At 73.5% G+C, this 19731-nt stretch carries 12 protein-coding genes; 11 read left to right on the forward strand and 1 reads right to left on the reverse strand.

Annotated features, from left to right (window positions below):
- The first annotated feature begins 134 nt into the window (after positions 1-134).
- The 8 genes from ACWCRJ_RS20420 to ACWCRJ_RS20455 all read left to right on the forward strand — a co-directional run bounded on the left by ACWCRJ_RS20420 (position 135) and on the right by ACWCRJ_RS20455 (position 12117).
- Complete coding sequence (locus ACWCRJ_RS20420; protein ID WP_450940569.1) at positions 135-1715, forward strand: ABC transporter substrate-binding protein; 1581 nt, start codon at positions 135-137, stop codon at positions 1713-1715.
- Between the two features lie 194 nt (positions 1716-1909).
- Positions 1910-3337 (forward strand): amidase, encoded by a 1428-nt coding sequence (locus ACWCRJ_RS20425; RefSeq protein WP_450940570.1) that lies wholly within the window; start codon positions 1910-1912, stop codon positions 3335-3337.
- Entirely contained in the window at positions 3334-4365 is a 1032-nt protein-coding gene (locus ACWCRJ_RS20430) for an ABC transporter permease (protein WP_450940571.1), read from the forward strand. The genes ACWCRJ_RS20425 and ACWCRJ_RS20430 overlap by 4 nt, the downstream gene beginning before the upstream one ends.
- The gene (locus tag ACWCRJ_RS20435) at positions 4355-6430 is read left to right on the forward strand and encodes an ATP-binding cassette domain-containing protein (protein WP_450940572.1); all 2076 of its coding nucleotides are present in this window, start codon (positions 4355-4357) and stop codon (positions 6428-6430) included. Before ACWCRJ_RS20430 ends, ACWCRJ_RS20435 begins: the two co-directional genes overlap by 11 nt.
- On the forward strand, positions 6430-7254 hold the full coding sequence (locus ACWCRJ_RS20440; RefSeq protein WP_450940573.1) for an ABC transporter ATP-binding protein: 825 nt from the start codon (positions 6430-6432) through the stop codon (positions 7252-7254). The genes ACWCRJ_RS20435 and ACWCRJ_RS20440 overlap by 1 nt, the downstream gene beginning before the upstream one ends.
- Positions 7255-7547: 293 nt before the next feature.
- Positions 7548-7988, forward strand: a complete 441-nt coding sequence (locus ACWCRJ_RS20445) for an Lrp/AsnC family transcriptional regulator (RefSeq protein WP_450940574.1) — start codon at positions 7548-7550, stop codon at positions 7986-7988.
- 83 nt (positions 7989-8071) lie between these two features.
- Complete coding sequence (locus ACWCRJ_RS20450; protein WP_450940575.1) at positions 8072-11041, forward strand: aminotransferase; 2970 nt, start codon at positions 8072-8074, stop codon at positions 11039-11041.
- A gap of 218 nt (positions 11042-11259) precedes the next feature.
- Positions 11260-12117: a hypothetical protein gene (locus ACWCRJ_RS20455; RefSeq protein WP_450940576.1), complete on the forward strand. Its 858-nt coding sequence runs from the start codon at positions 11260-11262 to the stop codon at positions 12115-12117.
- A gap of 76 nt (positions 12118-12193) precedes the next feature.
- Here ACWCRJ_RS20455 and ACWCRJ_RS20460 read toward each other — a convergent pair whose 3' ends face one another.
- Complete coding sequence (locus tag ACWCRJ_RS20460; protein ID WP_450940577.1) at positions 12194-15154, reverse strand: helix-turn-helix transcriptional regulator; 2961 nt, start codon at positions 15152-15154, stop codon at positions 12194-12196.
- Positions 15155-15472: 318 nt separating this feature from the next.
- Here ACWCRJ_RS20460 and ACWCRJ_RS20465 point away from each other — a divergent pair, with 318 nt between their 5' ends.
- The 3 genes from ACWCRJ_RS20465 (at position 15473) to ACWCRJ_RS20475 (ending at position 19729) form a co-directional block, all read left to right on the forward strand.
- Positions 15473-17437, forward strand: a complete 1965-nt coding sequence (locus tag ACWCRJ_RS20465) for an HAD-IIIC family phosphatase (protein WP_450940578.1) — start codon at positions 15473-15475, stop codon at positions 17435-17437.
- Positions 17438-17447: 10 nt separating this feature from the next.
- Positions 17448-17786, forward strand: coding sequence for a DUF6059 family protein (locus ACWCRJ_RS20470; RefSeq protein WP_450940579.1), 339 nt, complete (start codon positions 17448-17450; stop codon positions 17784-17786).
- A 128-nt stretch (positions 17787-17914) separates the two neighbouring features.
- Positions 17915-19729, forward strand: coding sequence for a fatty acyl-AMP ligase (locus ACWCRJ_RS20475; protein WP_450940580.1), 1815 nt, complete (start codon positions 17915-17917; stop codon positions 19727-19729).
- The last annotated feature ends 2 nt before the right edge of the window (positions 19730-19731 follow it).

A 19731-nucleotide genomic window follows, 5' to 3' on the forward strand; every position in this document is an offset into this window, starting at 1 on the left:
AGTGCTCCACGGTTCGCTCCCACGCAGCGTCCGCCGAGCGCCGCGCGCACCGCCTCCGCCCCGAACTGCTCGCGCTCGTCCCGCTCGATCCCGTGCGACCCGCGCAGAGCGCGACACCCTCTTCAGGAGCACCCATGCGCCACACCCGTACCCGCGCGGTCCCGGTGACCGCGGCCGTAGCCATGACGGCCGTACTCGCCGGCTGTACCACCACGGGCTCGACGTCCGGAGATCCGGGCGGCGGCGATGCCGCGGCCACGACGAGGATCCGGACGACGATCGACGTACCGGCAGGCTTCGACCCGGCGAAGGCCCTGTCCCTGCCGGACTACCAGCTCGCCCGGAACAGTTACGACACCCTCGTGCGCAAGGACGACGGCGGGCTCGTCGGCGGGCTGGCCACCGCATGGAAGAACACGCCGACCTCGGCGACGTTCACCCTGCGCACCGACGCCACGTGCGCCGACGGGGCGCCGATCACGCCGACGATCGTCAAGGCCTCCCTCGACCGCTTCGCCGACCCGAAGACGGCGGCGCCCGACCTCCCCACGGTCTTCGGCCCCGGCAACACGGTGAAGGTGACCGCCGACGACGCCGCGCACACCGTGAAGATCGCGCTGACCAGGCCGTGGGGCGACATGGTCACCGGCCTGTCGATCGCGAGCACGGGCATCGTCTGCCCGGCCGGACTCAAGGACCTCAAGGCACTCGCCGCCGGAAAGGCGAAGGGCTCGCAGTCCGGCCCCTACCTTCTCGGGAAGTCCCAGTCGGGCGTCTCGTACTCCTACACGCTCCGCCCGGAGTACAAGGCATGGCCGGCCTGGCGCACGAAGATCCCCGGCAAGGTCGCCGCGACGATGGAGTACCTCGTCTCACCCGACCCGACCGCGACCGGCAACCTCGTGACCAGCGGCCAGCTCGACATCGGCAAGATCGACGCCTCGGGCATCCCGCGCTTCGACGGCGTGGACGGCCGCAGCGTCAGCATCAGCCGGTTCTCCGACTTCTACCTGCTCTTCAACGAACGCCCCGGCACGGTCTTCGCGGACGTCGACACCCGCCGGGCCGTCGCCCAGGCCGTCGACCGCGCCGCCTTCACCAAGGTCGTCTCCAAGGACACGGGGGAGCCGTCGACGATGTTCGTGCAGAAGGACATCCCCTGCAACGACCCCGGCTCCTCGTTCCTCGTACCGAAGGACGAGGACGCGGCGGCCGCCGTGCTCAAGGGCAAGAAGATCCGCCTCGTCGGCCCCCAGGTCGTCGGGCCCGCCGGCGCCGGCAACCAGTACGTCCAGGAGGCGCTGCGGGCCGCGGGCGCGGACGTCACCCTCGCCAACGTCGACGTCGGCGCCTGGGTCGGGACCGTGTTCGGCAAGCCCGACGCCTGGGACCTTACGGTCTTCGCCGACCTCAACTTCCTCGGCACCCTCGCCAACCCGCTCGGCCACTTCGTGGGCCCGACCGTGCCCGAGGGCGGCGGCAACCTCGGCGCGGTGAAGAACCCCGTGCTGGACAAGGCCTTCGCCCAGGGCGCCGAGGCGACGAACGAGGGCGCCCGCTGCGCCGCCTACCAGAAGGCCGCCAAGGCCCTGATCTCGCAGGTTGACGCGGTGCCGCTGGTCAACGACCCCTTTATCTACGCACTGCGCGAGGGGTTCGGCGCACAGATGCTCGGCGGCTCGCTCGACGACCCGATCCTGCGCATCACCGGCTGAGCGTCACCGGCTGAGCGTCACCGGCGGCACGTCACCGGCTGACGGACAGGCCGCCCGTACACGCGCAGGCCCACGCGGTCGGACCCGCCCGTCCCGTGCCGGGCGGCCTGTGCCGGTCGGCCCGTGCCGGTCGGCCCGTGCCGCTCCGACGCCCCGCATCCCCCGTGCCCCGTTTCCGACACAGGAGCCCCCTGGTGATCGACCCTTTCAGCACCACCCAGCAGATCGCCGACCTCATACGCACCAAGGAGGTCAGCCCGGTGGAGGTGGCCGAGACCTACCTCGACCGCATCGAGCGGATCAACCCCGCCGTCAACGCCGTCGTCTGGCTCGACGCCGACGCCGTACGCGCGGCGGCCGTCCGGGCCGAGCGGGCGGTGCTGCGCGGCGACCGGCTCGGCCCGCTGCACGGCGTCCCCGTCCCCATCAAGGACCTCAGCTCCGTCGCGGGACAGCCCAACACGATGTCCTCGCTGGCGATCCGCGACACCCCGCAGACGGTCACGGACCCCGACGTCCAGCTCCTCCTCGACGCGGGCGCGATCCCCCTCGGCCGGACCAACTCGCCGGAGTTCGGCGCGCTGACCGTCTCCGAGAACGCCCGGCACGGCAAGACGCGCAACCCGTGGAACACGGCCCACACCTCCGGCGGGTCGAGCGGCGGCGCGTCGGCGGCCGTCGCGGCCGGGCTCGCCCCGGTGGCGCACGCCGGCGACGGCGGTGGATCGATCCGGGTCCCGGCGTCCGTCACCGGCCTCATCGGACTCAAGCCGAGCCGGGGACGCGTGCCCGCCTTCGTCCGGGCCTGGGAACACTCCACGACCGAGGGCGCGATCACCCGCACCGTCGGCGACACGGCCCTCCTGCTCGACGTCATGGGGCGTAGCGACCGGCTCTCCTGGTACAGCGCGCCCGAACCGGTGCGCCCCTACCTCGACGAGGTCGGTGCCGACCCCGGGCGGCTGCGGATCGGCCTGCTCCTCGACGCGCCGACCGGGCTGCCCGTCGACGAGGAGTGCCGCACGGCGGCGCTGACGGCCGCGCAGGCGCTGCGCGACCTCGGCCACGACGTCGTCGAGGCCCGCCCCAAGATGTTCTCCTACGAGGCCATCATGGGCTTCACCTGGACGATCATCAGTGCCTCCACCTACGCCGTCGAGGTCGACGACCCCGACGCGGTGGACCCCTACATCCGGCGCCGCCGGGAGACCGCGCTGGAGGTCACCGCGGGCGACTACGCCCGGACGGCGGCGCGCCTGCAGGCCGAGTCACGCGAGGTGGTCGCCCAGTGGGGCCGGGACTTCGACGTCCTCCTCACCCCGACCACGGCGGTCGTGGCGCCGCCGGTCGGCCCCGTGTACGACGAGGCGAACTCCGACCCGGACGGCCCCCGGGCCACCGAGACCCGGATGGTCTCGTTCACGGCGTTCGTCAACATCGCCGGGCTGCCCGCGATCTCGCTGCCGGTCCACACGACCGCGGACGGGCTGCCGGTCGGTGCCCAGCTGATCGGCGCGCCCTACGACGAGGCGACGCTGCTGCGGCTGTCCGCCCAGCTCGAACCGCGGTTCCGCTGGTACGAGCGGCATCCCGACGACGCGGCGCTCGCGGGGGCGCTGTGAGCGCCGGGTCCGCGGTCCCGACGGGGCCGCTGCCCGCCGCGGCCGCCCGGCGGGTCCCCCGGCCGCGCCTCGGCGGCGGCTGGGCAGGCTTCGCCGTGCGCCGGGCGGGCGGGCTGCTGATGTCCATGCTGCTGCTCGTCGTCGTGACGTTCCTCATCGTGCCCCTGCTGCCCGGGGACCCGGCCCGCGCGATCGCCGGCACCAACACGTCCCCGGCCACGCTCGCGGCGATACGTGAACGACTGGGCCTCGACGAGCCGATGGCGACCCGGTTCGTCCACTACCTCGGCGACATCGCGTCCGGACGGCTCGGCACCTCGTTCCGGTTCGACACCCCGGTCGCGGACATCGTCGCGACCCGGCTGCCGTACACCGTCCAGCTCGTCATCCCGGCCGTCCTGCTCTCCCTGCTCATCGCCGTCCCGCTGGGCATGGCCGTCGGCGTCCTCACCCGTGACGGACGCCGCCGCCGGCTCGGCGTCGCATTCGGCACGGTCGCCGGACTCCTCGCGTCGGCCCCGGTCTACGTCGTCGCGACCCTCCTCATCGTCCTGTTCTCGATCAGCCTCGGGCTGCTGCCGTCCGGCGGCGCCACGACACCGAGCGCGCTCGTCCTGCCGATCGCCGCGCTGTGCATCGGCCCGGCCTTCGCCATCGCCCGGGTCGTCCGGCAGGAGACGGGCTCGGTGCTGGCCCAGGACTACATGAGGACGGCCCGCGGCCACCGCCTGGGATCCGTGCGCCTGCACCTCCGCCACGCGCTGCCCAACCTGGTGACGAGCGTCCTCACCCTGAGCGGACTCGTCCTCACCTCGCTGCTCGGCGGAACGATCATCCTGGAGAACGTCTTCACCTACCCGGGCCTCGGCACCGAGGTCGTCCAGGCGATCATCTACAAGGACTATCCGGTGATCCAGGGCATCATCCTCGTTGTCGGCATGCTCGCCCTGCTCGTCAACCTCCTCGTCGACGTCGTCCTCGGCATCGTCGACCCCCGCACTCTCGACGGAGGCCGGCGTGGCCACTGACACGACCGCGCGCCCATGGCGCCGCAACCCGTCGCTGCTGTCCGGCGCCGTGATCCTCGGACTGCTCCTCGTCGTGGCGCTCGTGGCCCCGCCGCTGCTGAGCGGTTCCGCCGAGACGCTCACCGACAACGCCCGGCTGGGGCCCGGTGCCGGGCACCTCCTCGGCACCGACGCCTTCGGCCGTGACGTCCTCGCCCGCGCGCTCGTCGCGACCCGGCTCACCCTGCTCATGGCCGCCGCCGCCACCGCCGCCTCGTTCGTCGTCGGCGTCGCGATCGGCGCGCTCGTCCACCTGGCCCCCGGGTGGCTGCGCGAGACCTGTCTGCGGCTCATCGACTCGGCGGTCGCCTTCCCCTCGCTCGTGCTCGCCCTGGTCATCGCGGCGGTGCTCGGCCCGGGCACGGGGTCCGCGATCGTCGCGATCGCCGTCGCCGGCGTCCCCGGGTTCGCCCGGCTGACGGCGAATCTCGCCGCGACCGTCGCGGACAAGGACTACGTGCTCACCGCGCGGCTGCTCGGCGTTCCCGGCCCGCGCATCCTGGGCCGCCACGTCCTGCCGAACATCAGCGGGCCGCTGCTGGTGCTCCTCAGCTCGAGCTTCACCCTGTCCCTGCTCGACATCAGCAGCCTGTCCTTCGTCGGCCTCGGTGTGCAGAGCCCGCAGTACGACTGGGGCCGGCTGCTCAACGAGGCGCTGCCGTCGATCTTCGCCCAGCCGTCGGTCGTCCTCGCCCCGTCGATCATGCTCATCGTCACCGGTGTGGGCGCCATGCTCCTCGGCGACGGCGTGGCCTCACTCCTCGACCCGCGCACCCGCGGCACGGCGCCCGCTCCGGCCGGGACGGCGGACGCGGCGGGACCGGCCGGCCAGGCCGGCCAGGCCGAGGCGTCTCGCGCGCTTCGGGCGTCGGGCGGTGCGAGGACGGTGGCCGAAGCGGAGCAGGACGGGCTGCTGACCGTCGCCGGGCTGACCGTGCGGGCCGGTGACCGGACACTCGTCGACGACGTGTCGTTCACCATCGGGGCCGGCCGGATCGTCGGCCTCGTGGGGGAATCGGGGTCGGGCAAGTCCACCATCGCCATGGCGGTCGCGGGGCTGCTCCCCGAGGGCGTACGGGCGCACGCCTCGCGCCTCGCCCTCGGCGACCTCGACCTGCTCGGCACACCGCCGGAGCGACGCCTCGCGACCGAGATCGGCATCGTCTACCAGGACCCGATCGGCACGTTCAACCCGGCGCTGCGGCTCGGTACCCAGCTCACCGAGGTGGCCAGGGCGCATCTGGGGACGCCCCGGCGCCAGGCCACGCGGGACATGGTCCGCGCCCTCGCCGACATCCACGTCACCGAGCCCGAGCGGCGGCTGCGCCAGCACCCGCACGAGCTGAGCGGCGGCATGCTCCAGCGCGCCTCGATCGCCTCCGCGATGACGACGAACCCGCGGCTGCTCATCGCCGACGAGCCGACGACGGCACTGGACGTCACCGTCCAGGCGGAGGTGCTGCGGCAGTTCCGCCGCATCAACCGTGAGCACGGCACGGCGATGCTGTTCATCTCGCACGACATCGGCGTGGTCGGCGTGCTCTGCGACACCGTCCTGGTGCTCCACGGCGGCCGGGTCGTGGACCGTACGACGGGCCGTGACCTGCGACAGGGGACCGTCACCCACCCGTACACCCGCGCGCTGCTCGCGGCGACGCCCACCGCGGTCGAGGCGGGCGGGACGCTCAGCGCGGTCCGGTGGACGGCCGACGCGCCGTCGGTTGATGCGCCTGCGGTCGACGTGCCTTCGGCGGATGTGTTGGCGGTCGACGTGCCTTTGGCTGACGTGTCTTCGGCGGATGTGTTGGCGGTCGATGCGCCTTTGGCCGACGTGCCTTCGGCAGATGCGCTGGCGGTCGATGCGCTGTCGGCCGACCTGCTGGCGGCCGACGCGTCCTCGGCTCCCACGAACCGGAAGCCGCCGGAGGGGGCGCCGCTGGACGGGGCGCCGCCGGACGGGGCGCCGCCGGACGTCCCATCCGACAGAGCCGCGGACCGCCCCCCGGCCGCGGAAGGGAGCCGCTGATGTCCGCCCCAGCCACCGCACCGGACCCGCGGGCGGACGCCCCGCTGCTGCGCGTCGAGGACCTCACCGTCGAGCTCGGCCACGGCGCCGCGGCCCGCAGGGTGCTCAAGGGGGTCTCCTTCGACATCCCCCGGGGCAGGACCCTCGCACTCGTCGGCGAGTCCGGGTCGGGCAAGACGACACTCGCGCGGACACTCGTCGGCGTCCACCGGCCGTCGGGGGGCCGGATCCTCGTGGACGACGCCCCGCTGCGCGCCGCACGCGGACGGGCGGGAGCCGCGACGGTCCAGATGATCCCGCAGGACCCGTACTCCTCGTTCGACCCGCGGCGCACCGTCGCGCAGTCGCTCGCCGAGGCACTCGATCCGATCCGGGCCAGGGTCGCGCCGGTCCGGCCCCGGATCGCCGAACTGCTCCGTCAGGTGAGCCTCGACCCGGACGGCATGGACCGCTACCCGCACGAGTTCTCCGGCGGCCAACGGCAGCGGCTGGCCATCGCACGGGCCCTGGCGCCGGGTCCCCGGTTCGTCATCGCCGACGAGATCACCTCGGCCCTCGACCTGACGACCCAGGCCGAGATCCTCAACCTGCTCGCCGATCTGCGCCGCCGGCTCTCGCTGACGATGCTGTTCATCTCGCACGACCTGGCCGTCGTCCGGCACGTGAGCGACACGGTCGCGGTCCTGCTGCACGGGGACCTCGTCGAACTCGGCCCGACCGGGGCCACCTTCGCCGAGCCGAACCATCCGTACACCGCTCGACTCCTCGCGTCCGTCCCGGGCGACCCGAGGTTCCGCCTCGACGACGAGCCCGCCACGGTGTGAACCGGCGGACGCGGTGCGGCCTCCGGCCCGCCGACCGGCTCTGGCCGGTCGGCGGGCCGCGGCACGTTCCGCCCGCACCGAGACCGGCGCGGCACCCCCGTCGCCCCGCACCGCCGAACACCCCACACCGGCGCCGGTCTCCGGCCGCGCGATCCACGAGATCCGCGCGATCCGCTCGGATCCCTCGCCCTTCGCTCGATTCCGTCGTCCGGACGCTTGAATCGAGCATGCGAATCCGGCATGGTGCTTGAAACAAGCACAAGGCTTGCCATTCACACGGGGGAGAGGTCCGCATGGACGACATCGACCGGGCCATCCTGAGGGAGCTGCAGGTCGACGGCCGGATCCCGTACGCCGACCTGGGGCCGAAGGTGGGGCTGTCACCCTCGGCCGCGAGACTCCGGCTGCAGCGGCTGATCGACACCAAGGCGGTCCAGGTCGTCGGAGTGACCGACCCGATGACCATGGGCCAGCAGGCGATGGCACTGCTGGGCCTGCGCGTCGACGGCGATCCCCGCGCGGTCGCCGATGAACTGTCCCGGCACGACGAGGTCGTCTACACGGTCCTGACGGCCGGCGGCTTCGACCTGTTCGCCGAGGTGGTGTGCCCCGGGCCCCGGGACCTCCTGGACTTCGTCAACGACGTCGTGCGGCCCGTCGAGGGGGTCGCGTCCGTGGAGAACTTCCCGTACTTCGCGATCCACACCCACCGCTTCCTGTGGCACGTCGACTGAGGCAGCGCGGTGTGGAGCACCGCCCGAGCCCCGTCCGTCCGAGCCACCCCGTCCGCCCGCCCGCACCAGCCGAGGAACCCCGCATGCCGCCCGACGAGCGCCGCACGATCGACTTCTTCACCGAGGGCGCCCTTCCCGCGCCCCGCCTGACCCCGGCCGAGGCCGAGCGCATCGCCGCCGGACACCTCGGCGTCACCGCTCGCGCGCAGGCGCTGGGCAGCCAGCAGGACGCCAACTTCCTGCTGCGCGCCGACGACGGGACGCCCACGGCGATCCTGAAGATCGCGAACCCCGCCTTCGGGGCGACGGAGATCGAGGCCGCGGACGCGGCCGCCGACCTGATCGCCTCGGCCTGCCCGGACCTGCGGACCGCCACGGTCCTGCGCCGCCCCGACGGCTCCCCCCGGCGCACGACGGTGGACACCGACAGCGGTCCGGCCGTCGCGCGGCTGCTGCGCCACCTGCCCGGCGGCACACTCTCCGGACCCCGGCACCTGTCTCCCGGCACCGTGGCGGCCATGGGCGCGATCGCCGGAAAGGTCAGCACCGCCCTGCGCGACTTCCGGCACCCGGGCCTCGACCGTGTGCTCCAGTGGGACCCGCGCCACGCTGATCGCGTCGTCGCCGAACTCGCCGGGCACATCGCCGAGCCCGACCGGCGCGCCGCCGTACGGGCCGCGACCACGGAGGCCTGGGCCCGGGTCGACGGGCTCGCCGCCACGCTGCCGTCGCAGGCCGTGCACCTGGACCTCACCGACGACAATCTGATCCGCTCGCCCGACAGCCGTCCGCCCCTGCCCGACGGGGTCATCGACTTCGGTGACGTGACCACGAGCTGGGCGGTCGGCGAACTCGCCGTGTCCCTGTCCTCGATGCTCCACCACGACGGCATCGAGCCCCACCACGTCCTGCCGGCCGTCCGCGCCTTCCACGCCGTCCGGCCGCTCAGCGCCGAGGAGGCCGGGGCGGTGTGGCCGCTCGTGGTCCTGCGCGCCGCCGTCCTGGTGGCCAGCGGGCGCCACCAGGCCGTCGTCGACGGGGACAACGTCTACGCCAGGGACGCGCTCGACCGCGAATGGCGCATATTCGAACAGGCCACCAGCCTGCCCCTGGCGGTGATGACCCACCTCGTCGAGGACGCGACCGGCACGGCCGGCACGCCCGCCCGGACCGCGCGCGCCGACGCGCCGGCACGTCCGCTCCTGCGGGACCTCGCCGCCGACGACATCACCGTCCTCGACCTGTCCACCGACGCCGATTCCCTGGACCACGGAGCCTGGACGGACCCCGGCACCGAGGCCCGGCTGACGACCTCCGCCCTCGCGGACGGAGCGGCGGCCGTCGCCACCCGGTACGCCCGTGCGCGCCTGACCCGGACGCCGGCGCTGTCGGCGCGGTCCGCCGCCACGGTGCCCACCGGCATCGACCTCCGGCTCGGCCGGGACGCCGTGGCGCAGGCGCCCGCCGCGGGCAGGGTCCTCGCCGCGACGCCGGGGCAGGTGGAACTCACCTACGGCACACGGGTGTTGGCGCTGTCCTTCCCCGGCGCGGTCCAGCCCGTGGTCACGGCCGGTGCGACGGTGCGGGCGGGGGAGGACATCGCCCACCTCGGCGCCGGTGCCCCGGTCCACGTCGCGCTGCGCGCCGCCGACGGCCCGGCCGTCCCGCGCCTGGTCCGTCCCGAGTACGCCGCCGGCTGGCTCGCGCTGACCGCCGACCCCGCCCCGCTCCTCGGCCTCCCGGCCGACTCCGACCGTACGGGCGCCAGGGACCTGCTCGACCGGCGCGACGCCGTGTTCGCCACCGTGCAGGGGCACTACTACGCCGACCCTCCGCGGATCGAACGCGGTTGGCGCCACCATCTGCTGTCCACCGACGGCCGGTCGTACCTCGACATCGTCAACAACGTCACACCACTGGGCCACGCCCACCCCCGCGTCGAGCGGGCGGTCTCCCGGCAGTTGCGGCGGCTCAACACCAACTCGCGTTTCCACTACGCCTCCGTCGTGGAGTTCACCGAGCGCCTCGCCGCGCTCCTGCCCGACCCGCTGGACACGGTGTTCCTCGTCAACTCCGGTTCGGAGGCGGTGGATCTGGGCCTGCGCCTGGCCATCGGGGCCTCCGGCCGGCACGACGTCGTGGCGCTGCGCGAGGCGTACCACGGCTGGACGTACGCCTCCGACGCGGTCTCCACCTCGCTCCAGGACAACCCCGAGGCCCTGGCCACCCGCCCGGGCTGGGTGCACACCGTGGACTCGCCCAACTCCTACCGCGGCCGCCACCGCGGACCGGAGGCCGTGCGCTACGCGCCCGAGGCCGTCGCGGTGTTCGACGAACTGGCCGCCGCCGGCCGCCCGGCGGGAGCGTTCATCGGCGAGACCTTCTACGGCAACGCCGGGGGAGTCGCCCTTCCCGACGGCTATCTCGCCCAGGTGTACGAGGCGGTACGGCGGCACGGCGGCCTGGCCGTCGCCGACGAGGTCCAGGTCGGATACGGCCGCCTGGGACACTGGTTCTGGGGCTTCGAACAGCAGGGGGCCGTGCCCGACATCGTCTGTGTCGCCAAGGCCATGGGCAACGGGTACCCCCTCGGCGCCGTCATCACGTCCAGGGCCGTCGCGGACCGGTACCGCGACCAGGGCTACTTCTTCTCCTCCACCGGCGGCAGCCCCGTCTCCAGCGTCGTGGGCCTCACCGTCCTGGACACCCTGCGCGACGAAGACCTCCAGGGCAACGCGGCCCGCGTCGGCGGCCGTCTGAAAGCCCGGCTGGAGGCACTGGCCGAGCGCCACGGCATCATCGGCGCCGTCCACGGCTCGGGCCTCTACCTCGGCCTCGAACTCGTCCGGGACCGCGTGAGCCTGGAACCCGCCACGGAGGAGACCGCCGAACTCTGCGACCGCGTGCTCGACCTCGGCGTGATCGTCCAGCCCACCGGGGACCACCTCAACATCCTCAAGATCAAGCCTCCGCTGTGCGTCGACTCCACCGCGGTCGACTTCTTCACCGACATGCTCGACCTGGCCCTCACCCAACTCGGCCACTCCCGCTGACGCGGCACATCCGAAGGCCCGGCGGACGGCGGGCCGTCGGCCGGTCGAGTACGTACCTGGAATACGTACTCCTACCGACGCGCCCCTGACACCCGTGCCGTTTGCTTGCGTCCATGACGACACCGGGCGGGCGGGCGCCGGTCTCTTCACCACATCAACAGGCCCTGCCACGGGGGCAGTCCGGCAGGGCCGACCGACCTCATCATGGGGGGAACCACTTGCGTACACACACTGTGGCCACCGTCGTCTCCGGCGCCGTCGTGCTCTCGGCGCTCGTTCTTCCGGGTGCCGCGCAGGCGGCGGAGCACTCCGGGGCGGCGAAGGATCTCAGAGCGGTCACCTCACAGAGCCTCCGGCCGAAGGACGCGCTGGGCGGCACCACCTTCAAGAACGGGGTCGTCAACAAGGGCAAGGACATCGTTCTCGGAGTGAAGGGCAAGAAGGCCGTCCCCGTCACGTTCACCGCCTTCGACGAGGAAGGCGTCGCCATCACCCAGGCCTTCCTGTGGCAGGGCACCGACAGTTCGAGCACGGACACCATCACCGGCGCCCTGGAGTCGGACGCCTACCCCACCTGCACGGAGACGCCGGTCCAGGGCGGCTACAGCTACAGCTGCACCACGGTCTTCACCATCGACCCCGCGGTCGCCTTCAAGGACGGAAACGGCACCGCGGGAACTTGGAAACTCTTCCTGGGCGCCTACGACCTCTACGCGAACGCCAGTTACGACGACGACGTCGCCCGGACCAGGATGAAGCGTGCCGCCGAGCTGACCGCCAACGCCTCACCGGAGCCGGTGAGAGCGGGCCGGACCATCACCGTCACCGGCAAGCTGAGCCGCGCCAACTGGAGCACGGGCAAGAACGCGGGATACGCGGCCCAGCCGGTGAAGCTGCAGTTCCGCAAGAGGGGCAGCAGCACCTACACCACCCTCAAGACGGTCAAGACCAGCGGCACGGGCACCTTGAGCACCACCACCAGGGCCGGCTCCGACGGCTACTACCGCTTCGTCTTCGCCGGCACCGGCACGACCGGCTCCGCGACGGCACCCGGCGACTACGTCGACGTCAGGTAGGCGCTCTTCCGGCCGGGCCCGCGGTGGTCGGTGCGCAGGGGCTCACCGACCACCGCCGAGGGCACCCGGAGCACGCTCAGTCCCGCTCCGCGCGGGCGTCCCCGAAACGGCTCCCGGTACGGCGGCGGGCCATCAGCCCGGCCAGGGCGGTACGCGAGGAGACCCCGGTCTTGCGGAAGGTGCGCGAGACATGGGTCTCGACGGTGCGCCGGCTGACGTAGAGCCGGTCCGCGATGGCCTGGCTGGTGAGCCCCTGCGCCACCAGCTCGGCGATCTCCAGTTCCCTGGCGGTCAGGCCGGCCAGCCGTTCGGTGACGTCGGCGCGGTCCGGGGAACGGAACGGGGCCTCGGCGCCACCACCGGGCGGACGGGTGGCGTCGGCGAGGCCGACCAGCAGGGCGCTGCCGCCCGCCTCGGCGAGCCGGCGCCCCCTGAGCCAGGCGTGCGTGCCGTCCCGGCCGCGGCCCGCCGCCGCTTCCAGCGGGGCGCCGAGCAGCAGGGAGTGGGCCTCCCAGAAGACCGCGCCGCAGCGGGCGCTCTCCGCCGCGGCCTGAGCGAACAGGTCCGCCGCCGCTGCCGTGTCGCCCTGTGCCAGCGGCAGGTGGGCGGCGCTGCGCAGCGCGGAGGCCCGCTGCATCGGCAGCCCCAGCTGTTCCGCCTCCTTACGGGCCCGCTCGGCCCAGCCACGGGCCTCCTCGGGCCTGCCCGTCACCAGCGCGGACGTGACCAGGATCTCCAGGTAGAGCGGCCGCATCGAGGGCTGGACACGCTGCAGTTCGGGGCCGCCGGCCCGGAGCATCGCGTCCCGGGCACGGACCGGATCGCCGGCCATGAGCGCGGCCCAGCCGAAGATGCACCAGGCCGTGGAGGCCCACCAGTCGACCCCGTTCCCGGCCGCGGCCACCGCCTCCTCGGCGACGGCGAGGGGGCGCGGATCGCCCGGCGGGCAGCCGGCGACGAGCGCCGCGGCCCTGCTCGCCAGGACGAACGCGAGCAACTGGTCGCTGCCGATCCCGCGGGCGATGTCCTCGGCCCGGTCGGCGAGTTCCAGCGCCGACGGGATACGGCAGGTCTGTACCCGGACATGGGACAGGCACAGCAGCAGATGGGGCACGACATAGAGCTGACCGCTGCGGCGGGCGATGTCGAGGCCGCGCTCGGCGTGCCGTTCCGCGTCCGGGTAGTGCTCCAGGAACGCCTCCGCCCAGCCGAGCCGGGCCAGTGGTTCGCACAGCGCGGTGAGGTCGTTGTCGGGCAGGGAGTCGACCAGGGCGGCGGCCTGCCGGGCGAGCCGGTGCGCCGCGCTCATGTCGCCCTCGTACGCCTCTCCCAGGGCGGCGACGGCGAGGACGCCCGCCTCCCCGACCTCGTCCCCCGTGGAGCGGGCCGCCGCGAGGGCCGCCTCGACCTCGGTGCGCACCTGGGCGTACGAGGTGGCGCTGTCCAGGGGCGCGGCCGAGCCCAGCTCCAGGCCGAGCCGGACGACATGGCCCGGCGCCGGACCGCGGGCCAGTTCGCGGCGCAACAGCGCGACGGCCTCGGTGGAGCGCCCCAGATGACGCTCCACCAGCGCGCACAGGACGACCGCGCGCACCCTGAGGCCCTGGTCCTCGCCGGTGGCCGGGTCGTCGGGCGGCGCCTGCGGGGTGGCGATCAGCTCCTGGAGCAGGGTGCGGCTCTCGCGCAGGCCCCCGCACGCGGCCAGCGCACGGGCCCGCCTCAGGACCAACTCACGCCTGCGGACGGCGTGTTCGGGAGTGTCCGGGAGATGGCGCAGGGCCACATCGAGCCAGTGGGCGCAGCTCGCCGGGGCCGTGCGGGCGGTGCGCGCGGCGGCCTCGTCGAGCACCGCCACCGCCGCCGGGTCCCAGGAGGTCAGCGACCGTTCCACATGGTGCGCCCGCTCGGCGGCCGAGGCACCCACCCGGGCCAGTTCCCGCGCGGCGAGCCGGTGGATCTCGACGCGCCTCAGGAAGGGCGTGCTCTCGTGGACGAGGGTCCTCACGACCGGATGCCGCAGGGTCAACAGCCCTTGTGGGGCGGGACGCAGCAGGTCGCGGCGGGTGAGCGCGTGGACGTCGTCGACGAACGCGGTGCCGGAGCGGCCGGTCACCCGGCTCACCATCGCCGGGGTGGCGTGCTCGCCCAGGACGGCCACGGCCTCCACGATGCCGCGCCGGGCGGGGGTGAGCACGGTGAGTTCGTCCAGCAGCAGGGTGCCGAGGCCGGGCGGCTGCGTGGACCCGGGCGTCGTACCCGCGCGGTGGGCCTGGAGGAGGGTCAGGAAGTAGAACGGGTTGCCCTCGCTCGCGGCGTACAGCGCGGCGGTCTCGGCGGGCGGCAGGCCGGGGCCGGCCAGTTCGGCGCAGTCGTGTGCGCTCAGCGGTCGCAGAGCGAGTCCGACGACCGCGCCGGTGTCGCGTCCTCGGGTGAGACCGGCGGTGAGGGACTCGGGGCTCTGGCGGTCACGGCGTGTCACGGCCAGGACGACGGGTGCGTGCACGGGATGCCGTACCAGATGGTCCAGCAGCTCCAGTGACGCCGGGTCCGCCCAGTGCAGGTCGTCCAGGGCCAGCAGCAGCCCGGACGGGGCGGCGAGCCGGGCGAGCAGGGCGGCCGTGGACCGGTGCAGTGCGAAACGGTCGGCCGCGCCGCCGCGCTGCAGCAGGGGCGCCACCGCGTCGGCCTCCGGGAAGCCGTCCAGGGCGTGGGGACCGAGGTGGGCGAGCGCGTCGGTGAACACCTGGAAGGGCACCCGCCGCTCGTACTCCGTGGCCCTGCCGCGCAGGACCGTCATGCCGCGCCGGCGCGCGCGTGCGCAGACCTCGCCGAGCAGCCGGCTCTTGCCGATGCCGGCCACACCGGTGATGTCGACGAGCCGGGAACGGCCGCCGTCGGAGAATTCCCCGCCCTCCGCATTGCCGCCCGCGTCGCCCGCCGCACGGTCGAGCAGTTCGTCCAACCGGGCCAGTTCGGCGGAGCGGCCCAGCAACGGGGCCCTGTCCCCGCCGTCCCCAACTACCCCTTCGACGCCCATGGTTGCCCCCTGTCTCCACCTTCCCCCCACACATCATCGTCTCCCGCTGATCGTCGTGACCACCGCGTCGGCGCAACGGAACGGACGCATGTCACACGGCGGGCCGCCGGTCCGAGGTCCGGCGTCGTCCGGCGGGCCGCCGGTCCGGAGCCGGGCGCCGTCCGAGCGCTCAAGGGGCGCTTAAGACGCGCTCGGCACGCTCGGGACGGCCACCGGCAGTGGTGGTGGGTCCGTGTCCGGGATGGGGTGCGGACCCGCGTCGGTGCTCCCGGGGACCGGGAGGGCCGAGCGACGGGCGATTCAGTGAATGGAGACACCATGGCCACGGTTGTGAGCACCGCCGTGGGCGAGCGGACCGGACCGCTGGACCGGCTGCGCGCCCTCCATGCCGAAGGACGCCTCGCCGACGCGTACGACGAGGTGCCCGGTCTGTTGTCCGAACTGGCCGCGGCGGGAGACCCCGCCGGACCTCCGGCACCCGACCTGGCGCGAGCCGGGCAGCTGCTGTCCCGGCTGGACCGGGACGAGGTGCTGCGCGAGCACCCCGGCACCGAGACGATCACCGTCGCCGTCACCGGCGGCTCCACCCTGAGCGGGCTCACGGCCCCGCTGACCGCCGAACTCGCCCGGCACGGCCTGCTGTCGACGCTGCACGAGGGCGACTACGACTCCTGGCGCCGCGATCTGCACAACACCGGCAGCGAGATGTACGACGCCGATCTGGCGCTGTGCGTGCTGGACGCCGAGATCGTCTTCGGTGAACTCCCGCACCCCTGGCTGGTGGAGGACGTCCAGCGCGTCACCGCCGGGAAGCTGAACCTGATCGGCTCGCTGGTGGAGCGCTACGTCACGCGCGGTGGCGGCACCCTGGTCCTCAACACCGTCCCCCTGCTGCGCGGCCATCTGCGCCGCCTGGTCGACGCCCGCTCCAGGGCCCGGCTCGGGGTGATCTGGCGGGAGTTCAACGCCGGCCTGCTGCGGCTGGCCGTCGTGCACGAGCGCGTCCACGTCGTGGACCTCGAACCCCTGGTCGCGGCCGGCGGCCCGGTCAACGAGCCGCGGCTCGCCGCCTACGCCAAGGTGCAGTTCGGCGAGGAACTCCTGGCCGGGTACGCCCGGGAGATCGGCCATCTGGCCCGGGTGCTGCGCGGGCGCAGCAAGAAGGTGCTGGTGGTCGACCTGGACAACACCCTCTGGGACGGCATCCTCGGCGACGACGGCCCGGACGGCATCGCCGCCGCCACCACCTACCGGGGCGAGGCGTTCGGCCGGTTCCAGAAGACCGTCGGGCAGCTCGGCGCGCAGGGCGTGCTGCTCGCGGTGTGCAGCAAGAACGACATCGAGCCGGTCCGCGCCGTGCTGCGCGAGCACCCCGACATGGCCCTGCGGGAGACCGACTTCGTGCAGGTCACCGCCAACTGGGAGCCCAAGGACCGGAACCTGCTGGAGATCGCCCAGCGGCTCAACCTCGGCGTGGACAGCTTCGTCTTCGCCGACGACTCGCCCTTCGAGTGCGGTCTGGTCTCCCGCAGCCTGCCCGGCGTCGCCGTGGTCCGGCTCGACGAGGAACCCGCCCTGCACATCGAACGGCTGCTGGCCGACGGCTGGTTCGACGTACGGGAACTGACCGCCGAGGACCGCGCCCGCTCGACGCAGTACCGCACCGAGGTGGCCCGCCAGGACCTCCTGGAGGGCGCGGACTCCATGGAGGACTACCTCGCTGAACTGGGCGTCGAGGTCTCGCTCTCGCCCCCGCGCGACCACGAGATCCCGCGGGTGTCGCAGGTGACGCTGCGCACCAACCAGTTCAACCTCACCACCGAGCGGCTCCAGCAGGCCGATGTGCGGGCCCGCCACGAGTCCGCCGACGGGCTGGTGCTGGCGATCCGCTCGGCCGACCGGTTCGGGGACAACGGGCTGGTGGGAGCGGTCCTGGTGAGCGGCGTCGGCACGGACGCCGGGGACGGCGGGGCGGCCGGCGGCTGGCACATCGACAACGTGCTGCTGAGCTGCCGGGTGTTCGCGCGCGGCATCGAACAGGCCTGCCTGACCGCCGTGCTGCGCGAGGCCCGGGCCCGGGGGGCGGGGGCCGTGTACGCCCGCTACCGTCCCAGCGCCAAGAACCACCGGGTGCGCGGTCTGTACCCGTCGCTGGGCTTCGCCGAGACGGGCGAGGACGCCGACGGCACCGTGTCGTTCCGGCACGACCTGTCCGAGGAACACCTGCCGGCGGCGCCGGTGCACGTCCGTCTGCGGACGGACTTCACCCGGCGCTCGTCCTGAGGCGGCCGGCGTGGCCGCTTCGCCCGCCAGCGGGTGGTGGTCCGCGCGCCCGGCGGCGCGACGGATCCGGAAGGGTGTCGTCACGTTCTTCGTGGACGGCTTCGGGGCGCTCGCCGTCATCTTCGGCATGGTCCCGCCGGCCTCCGTGGAGCAGGCCAGGCAGTGGTGGCTCGACGACACGGACCCGGCCCCAGGGAGACCGGCCGGCGCGCTCCCGCTCGACGAGCCGCCGCCCGCGCACCCCGAGCGCCTGGTCGCCGATGTCCCGCTCTCCCCGCGCGAACGGGAGCTGTGGGCGCAGCTGGAGAGGCACGGACGGGTGGAGGACGGCCCCGGCCGGCGGGAGTGACGCCGGCCGCAAGAGGGGCTTTAGAGACGGACCCGACGATCGGCACGACGGGTCCGGCGGACAGTCGGTCCGACCGGGCCGACCGATGTCAACGCGATACGAGTCGCTTCGAGGCGAGGGGAAAGACGGTGGCGGAATTCGGTTCATTCGCGGAGGTCGTGCTGACGCGGTCGGACGAACGGGGTGACACGGACGCGTTCGTGTTCCTCGCGGACGGCGTACGGGGCAAGGTGCCCGAGCGACTGCCGTACCGGAACCTGGACCGTGCGGCCAAGGACATCGCGTCCTGGCTGCAGGAACGGGGTCTGGCGGGACGTCAGGTCCTGTTGCTGTACCCCTCGGGCCTGGACTTCGTGAAGGCGTTCACGGGCTGCCTCTACGCCGGGGCCGTCGCGGTGCCGGCGCCGCTGCCCTCCGAGCAGGGCCAGCACTTCCGCCGGGTGTCCGGGATCGTCCGCGACGCCCGGGTCGGTGCCGTACTGACCCTCGCCGAGCACGCCCCGGAGGTGGAGGCGTGGCTGGCGGCCGAGGGCTTCTCGGACGTGGTCTGCCTGCCCACCGACCAGGGGCCCGTCGGTGACACGGCCGCCTGGCGCGACCCGAGGCTGAGCCCGGAGCACCTGGCGTTCCTGCAGTACACCTCGGGGTCCACCAGCGCCCCCAAGGGCGTGATGGTCTCGCACGGCAACCTGCTCGCCAACGAGGCGGCCATCGCCCGCTCCACCGGCAACACCCCCGACACGGTGATCGGCGGATGGCTGCCCTTCTACCACGACATGGGTCTGATCGGGCACATCCTCCAGCCGCTGTGGCTGGGCACCACCAGCGTGCTCATCCCGCCGGTGTCCTTCCTGCGCAAGCCCGCCCGCTGGCTGGAACTGGTCAGCGAGTACGGCGTGAACGCCAGCGGCGGCCCCAACTTCGCCTACGACCTGTGCGTCCGCCGGGTCACCGACGCGCAGCTGGAGGGCCTGGACCTGTCGTCGTGGCGCACCGCCTGCAACGGCGCCGAACCCGTCAGGGCCGAGACCCTGCAGGCGTTCACCGAGCGCTTCGGCCCCTACGGGTTCCGGCCGGAGACCATGTTCCCCTGCTACGGAATGGCCGAGACCACCCTGCTGGTCACCGGTACCCCGAAGACCCGCGGCGCGCTGCTGCGCGAGGTGGACGCGGCCGGACTGGAGCAGGGCACCCTGACGGGCCCGTACCTGGGCGCTCCGCGACGGACCCTGGTCAGCAGCGGGGTCGCGCTGGCCGAGGACTTCGAGGTGCGGATCGTCGACGCCGAGACGCTCGCCGAGCGGCCCGAGGGCCAGGTCGGGGAGATCTGGGTGCGCGGCGCCAGCGTGGCCTCCGGCTACTGGGAGCGGCCGGAGGTGAACGCGGAGATCTTCGGCGCGCGGATCGCCGGCCAGGAGGAGCTGGGCACCTGGCTGCGCACCGGCGACATGGGCGTCCTGGGCGGCGGCGAACTGTTCGTGACGGGCCGTCTGAAGGAGATGGTCCTGATCAACGGCCGCAACATCTACCCGTACGACGTGGAGAGCGCGGTGCGCGGTCTGGACCCGGCGATCGGCGCCGGGGCCGTGTTCGCCGTCGACACCGGTGGCCAGGAGCATCTGGTGGTGATCCACGAGATCCGGGCCGCCGCGGCCGGCGCGGAACTGAAGGACGTCGCCACCCAGATCCAGCGGCACATCGGCATGGAGTTCGCCGTCCCGGCGGGCAACGTGCTGCTGGTCCGTCCCGGCACCGTGCGCAGGACCACCAGCGGCAAGATCCAGCGGACGCTGATGCGCAAGCTGTTCCTCCAGGGAGCGGTCACCGCGCTGCACTCCGTGCTGGACCCGTCGGTGCGCACGCTCGTCGAGGGAAACCCCGACGGTGCCCACGGCGCCCAGGGCACCCCGGCCGCCGACCCGGCCATGGCACCGGTGGGCTGAGC

The sequence above is a fragment of the Streptomyces sp. NPDC002324 genome (assembly GCF_053593335.1).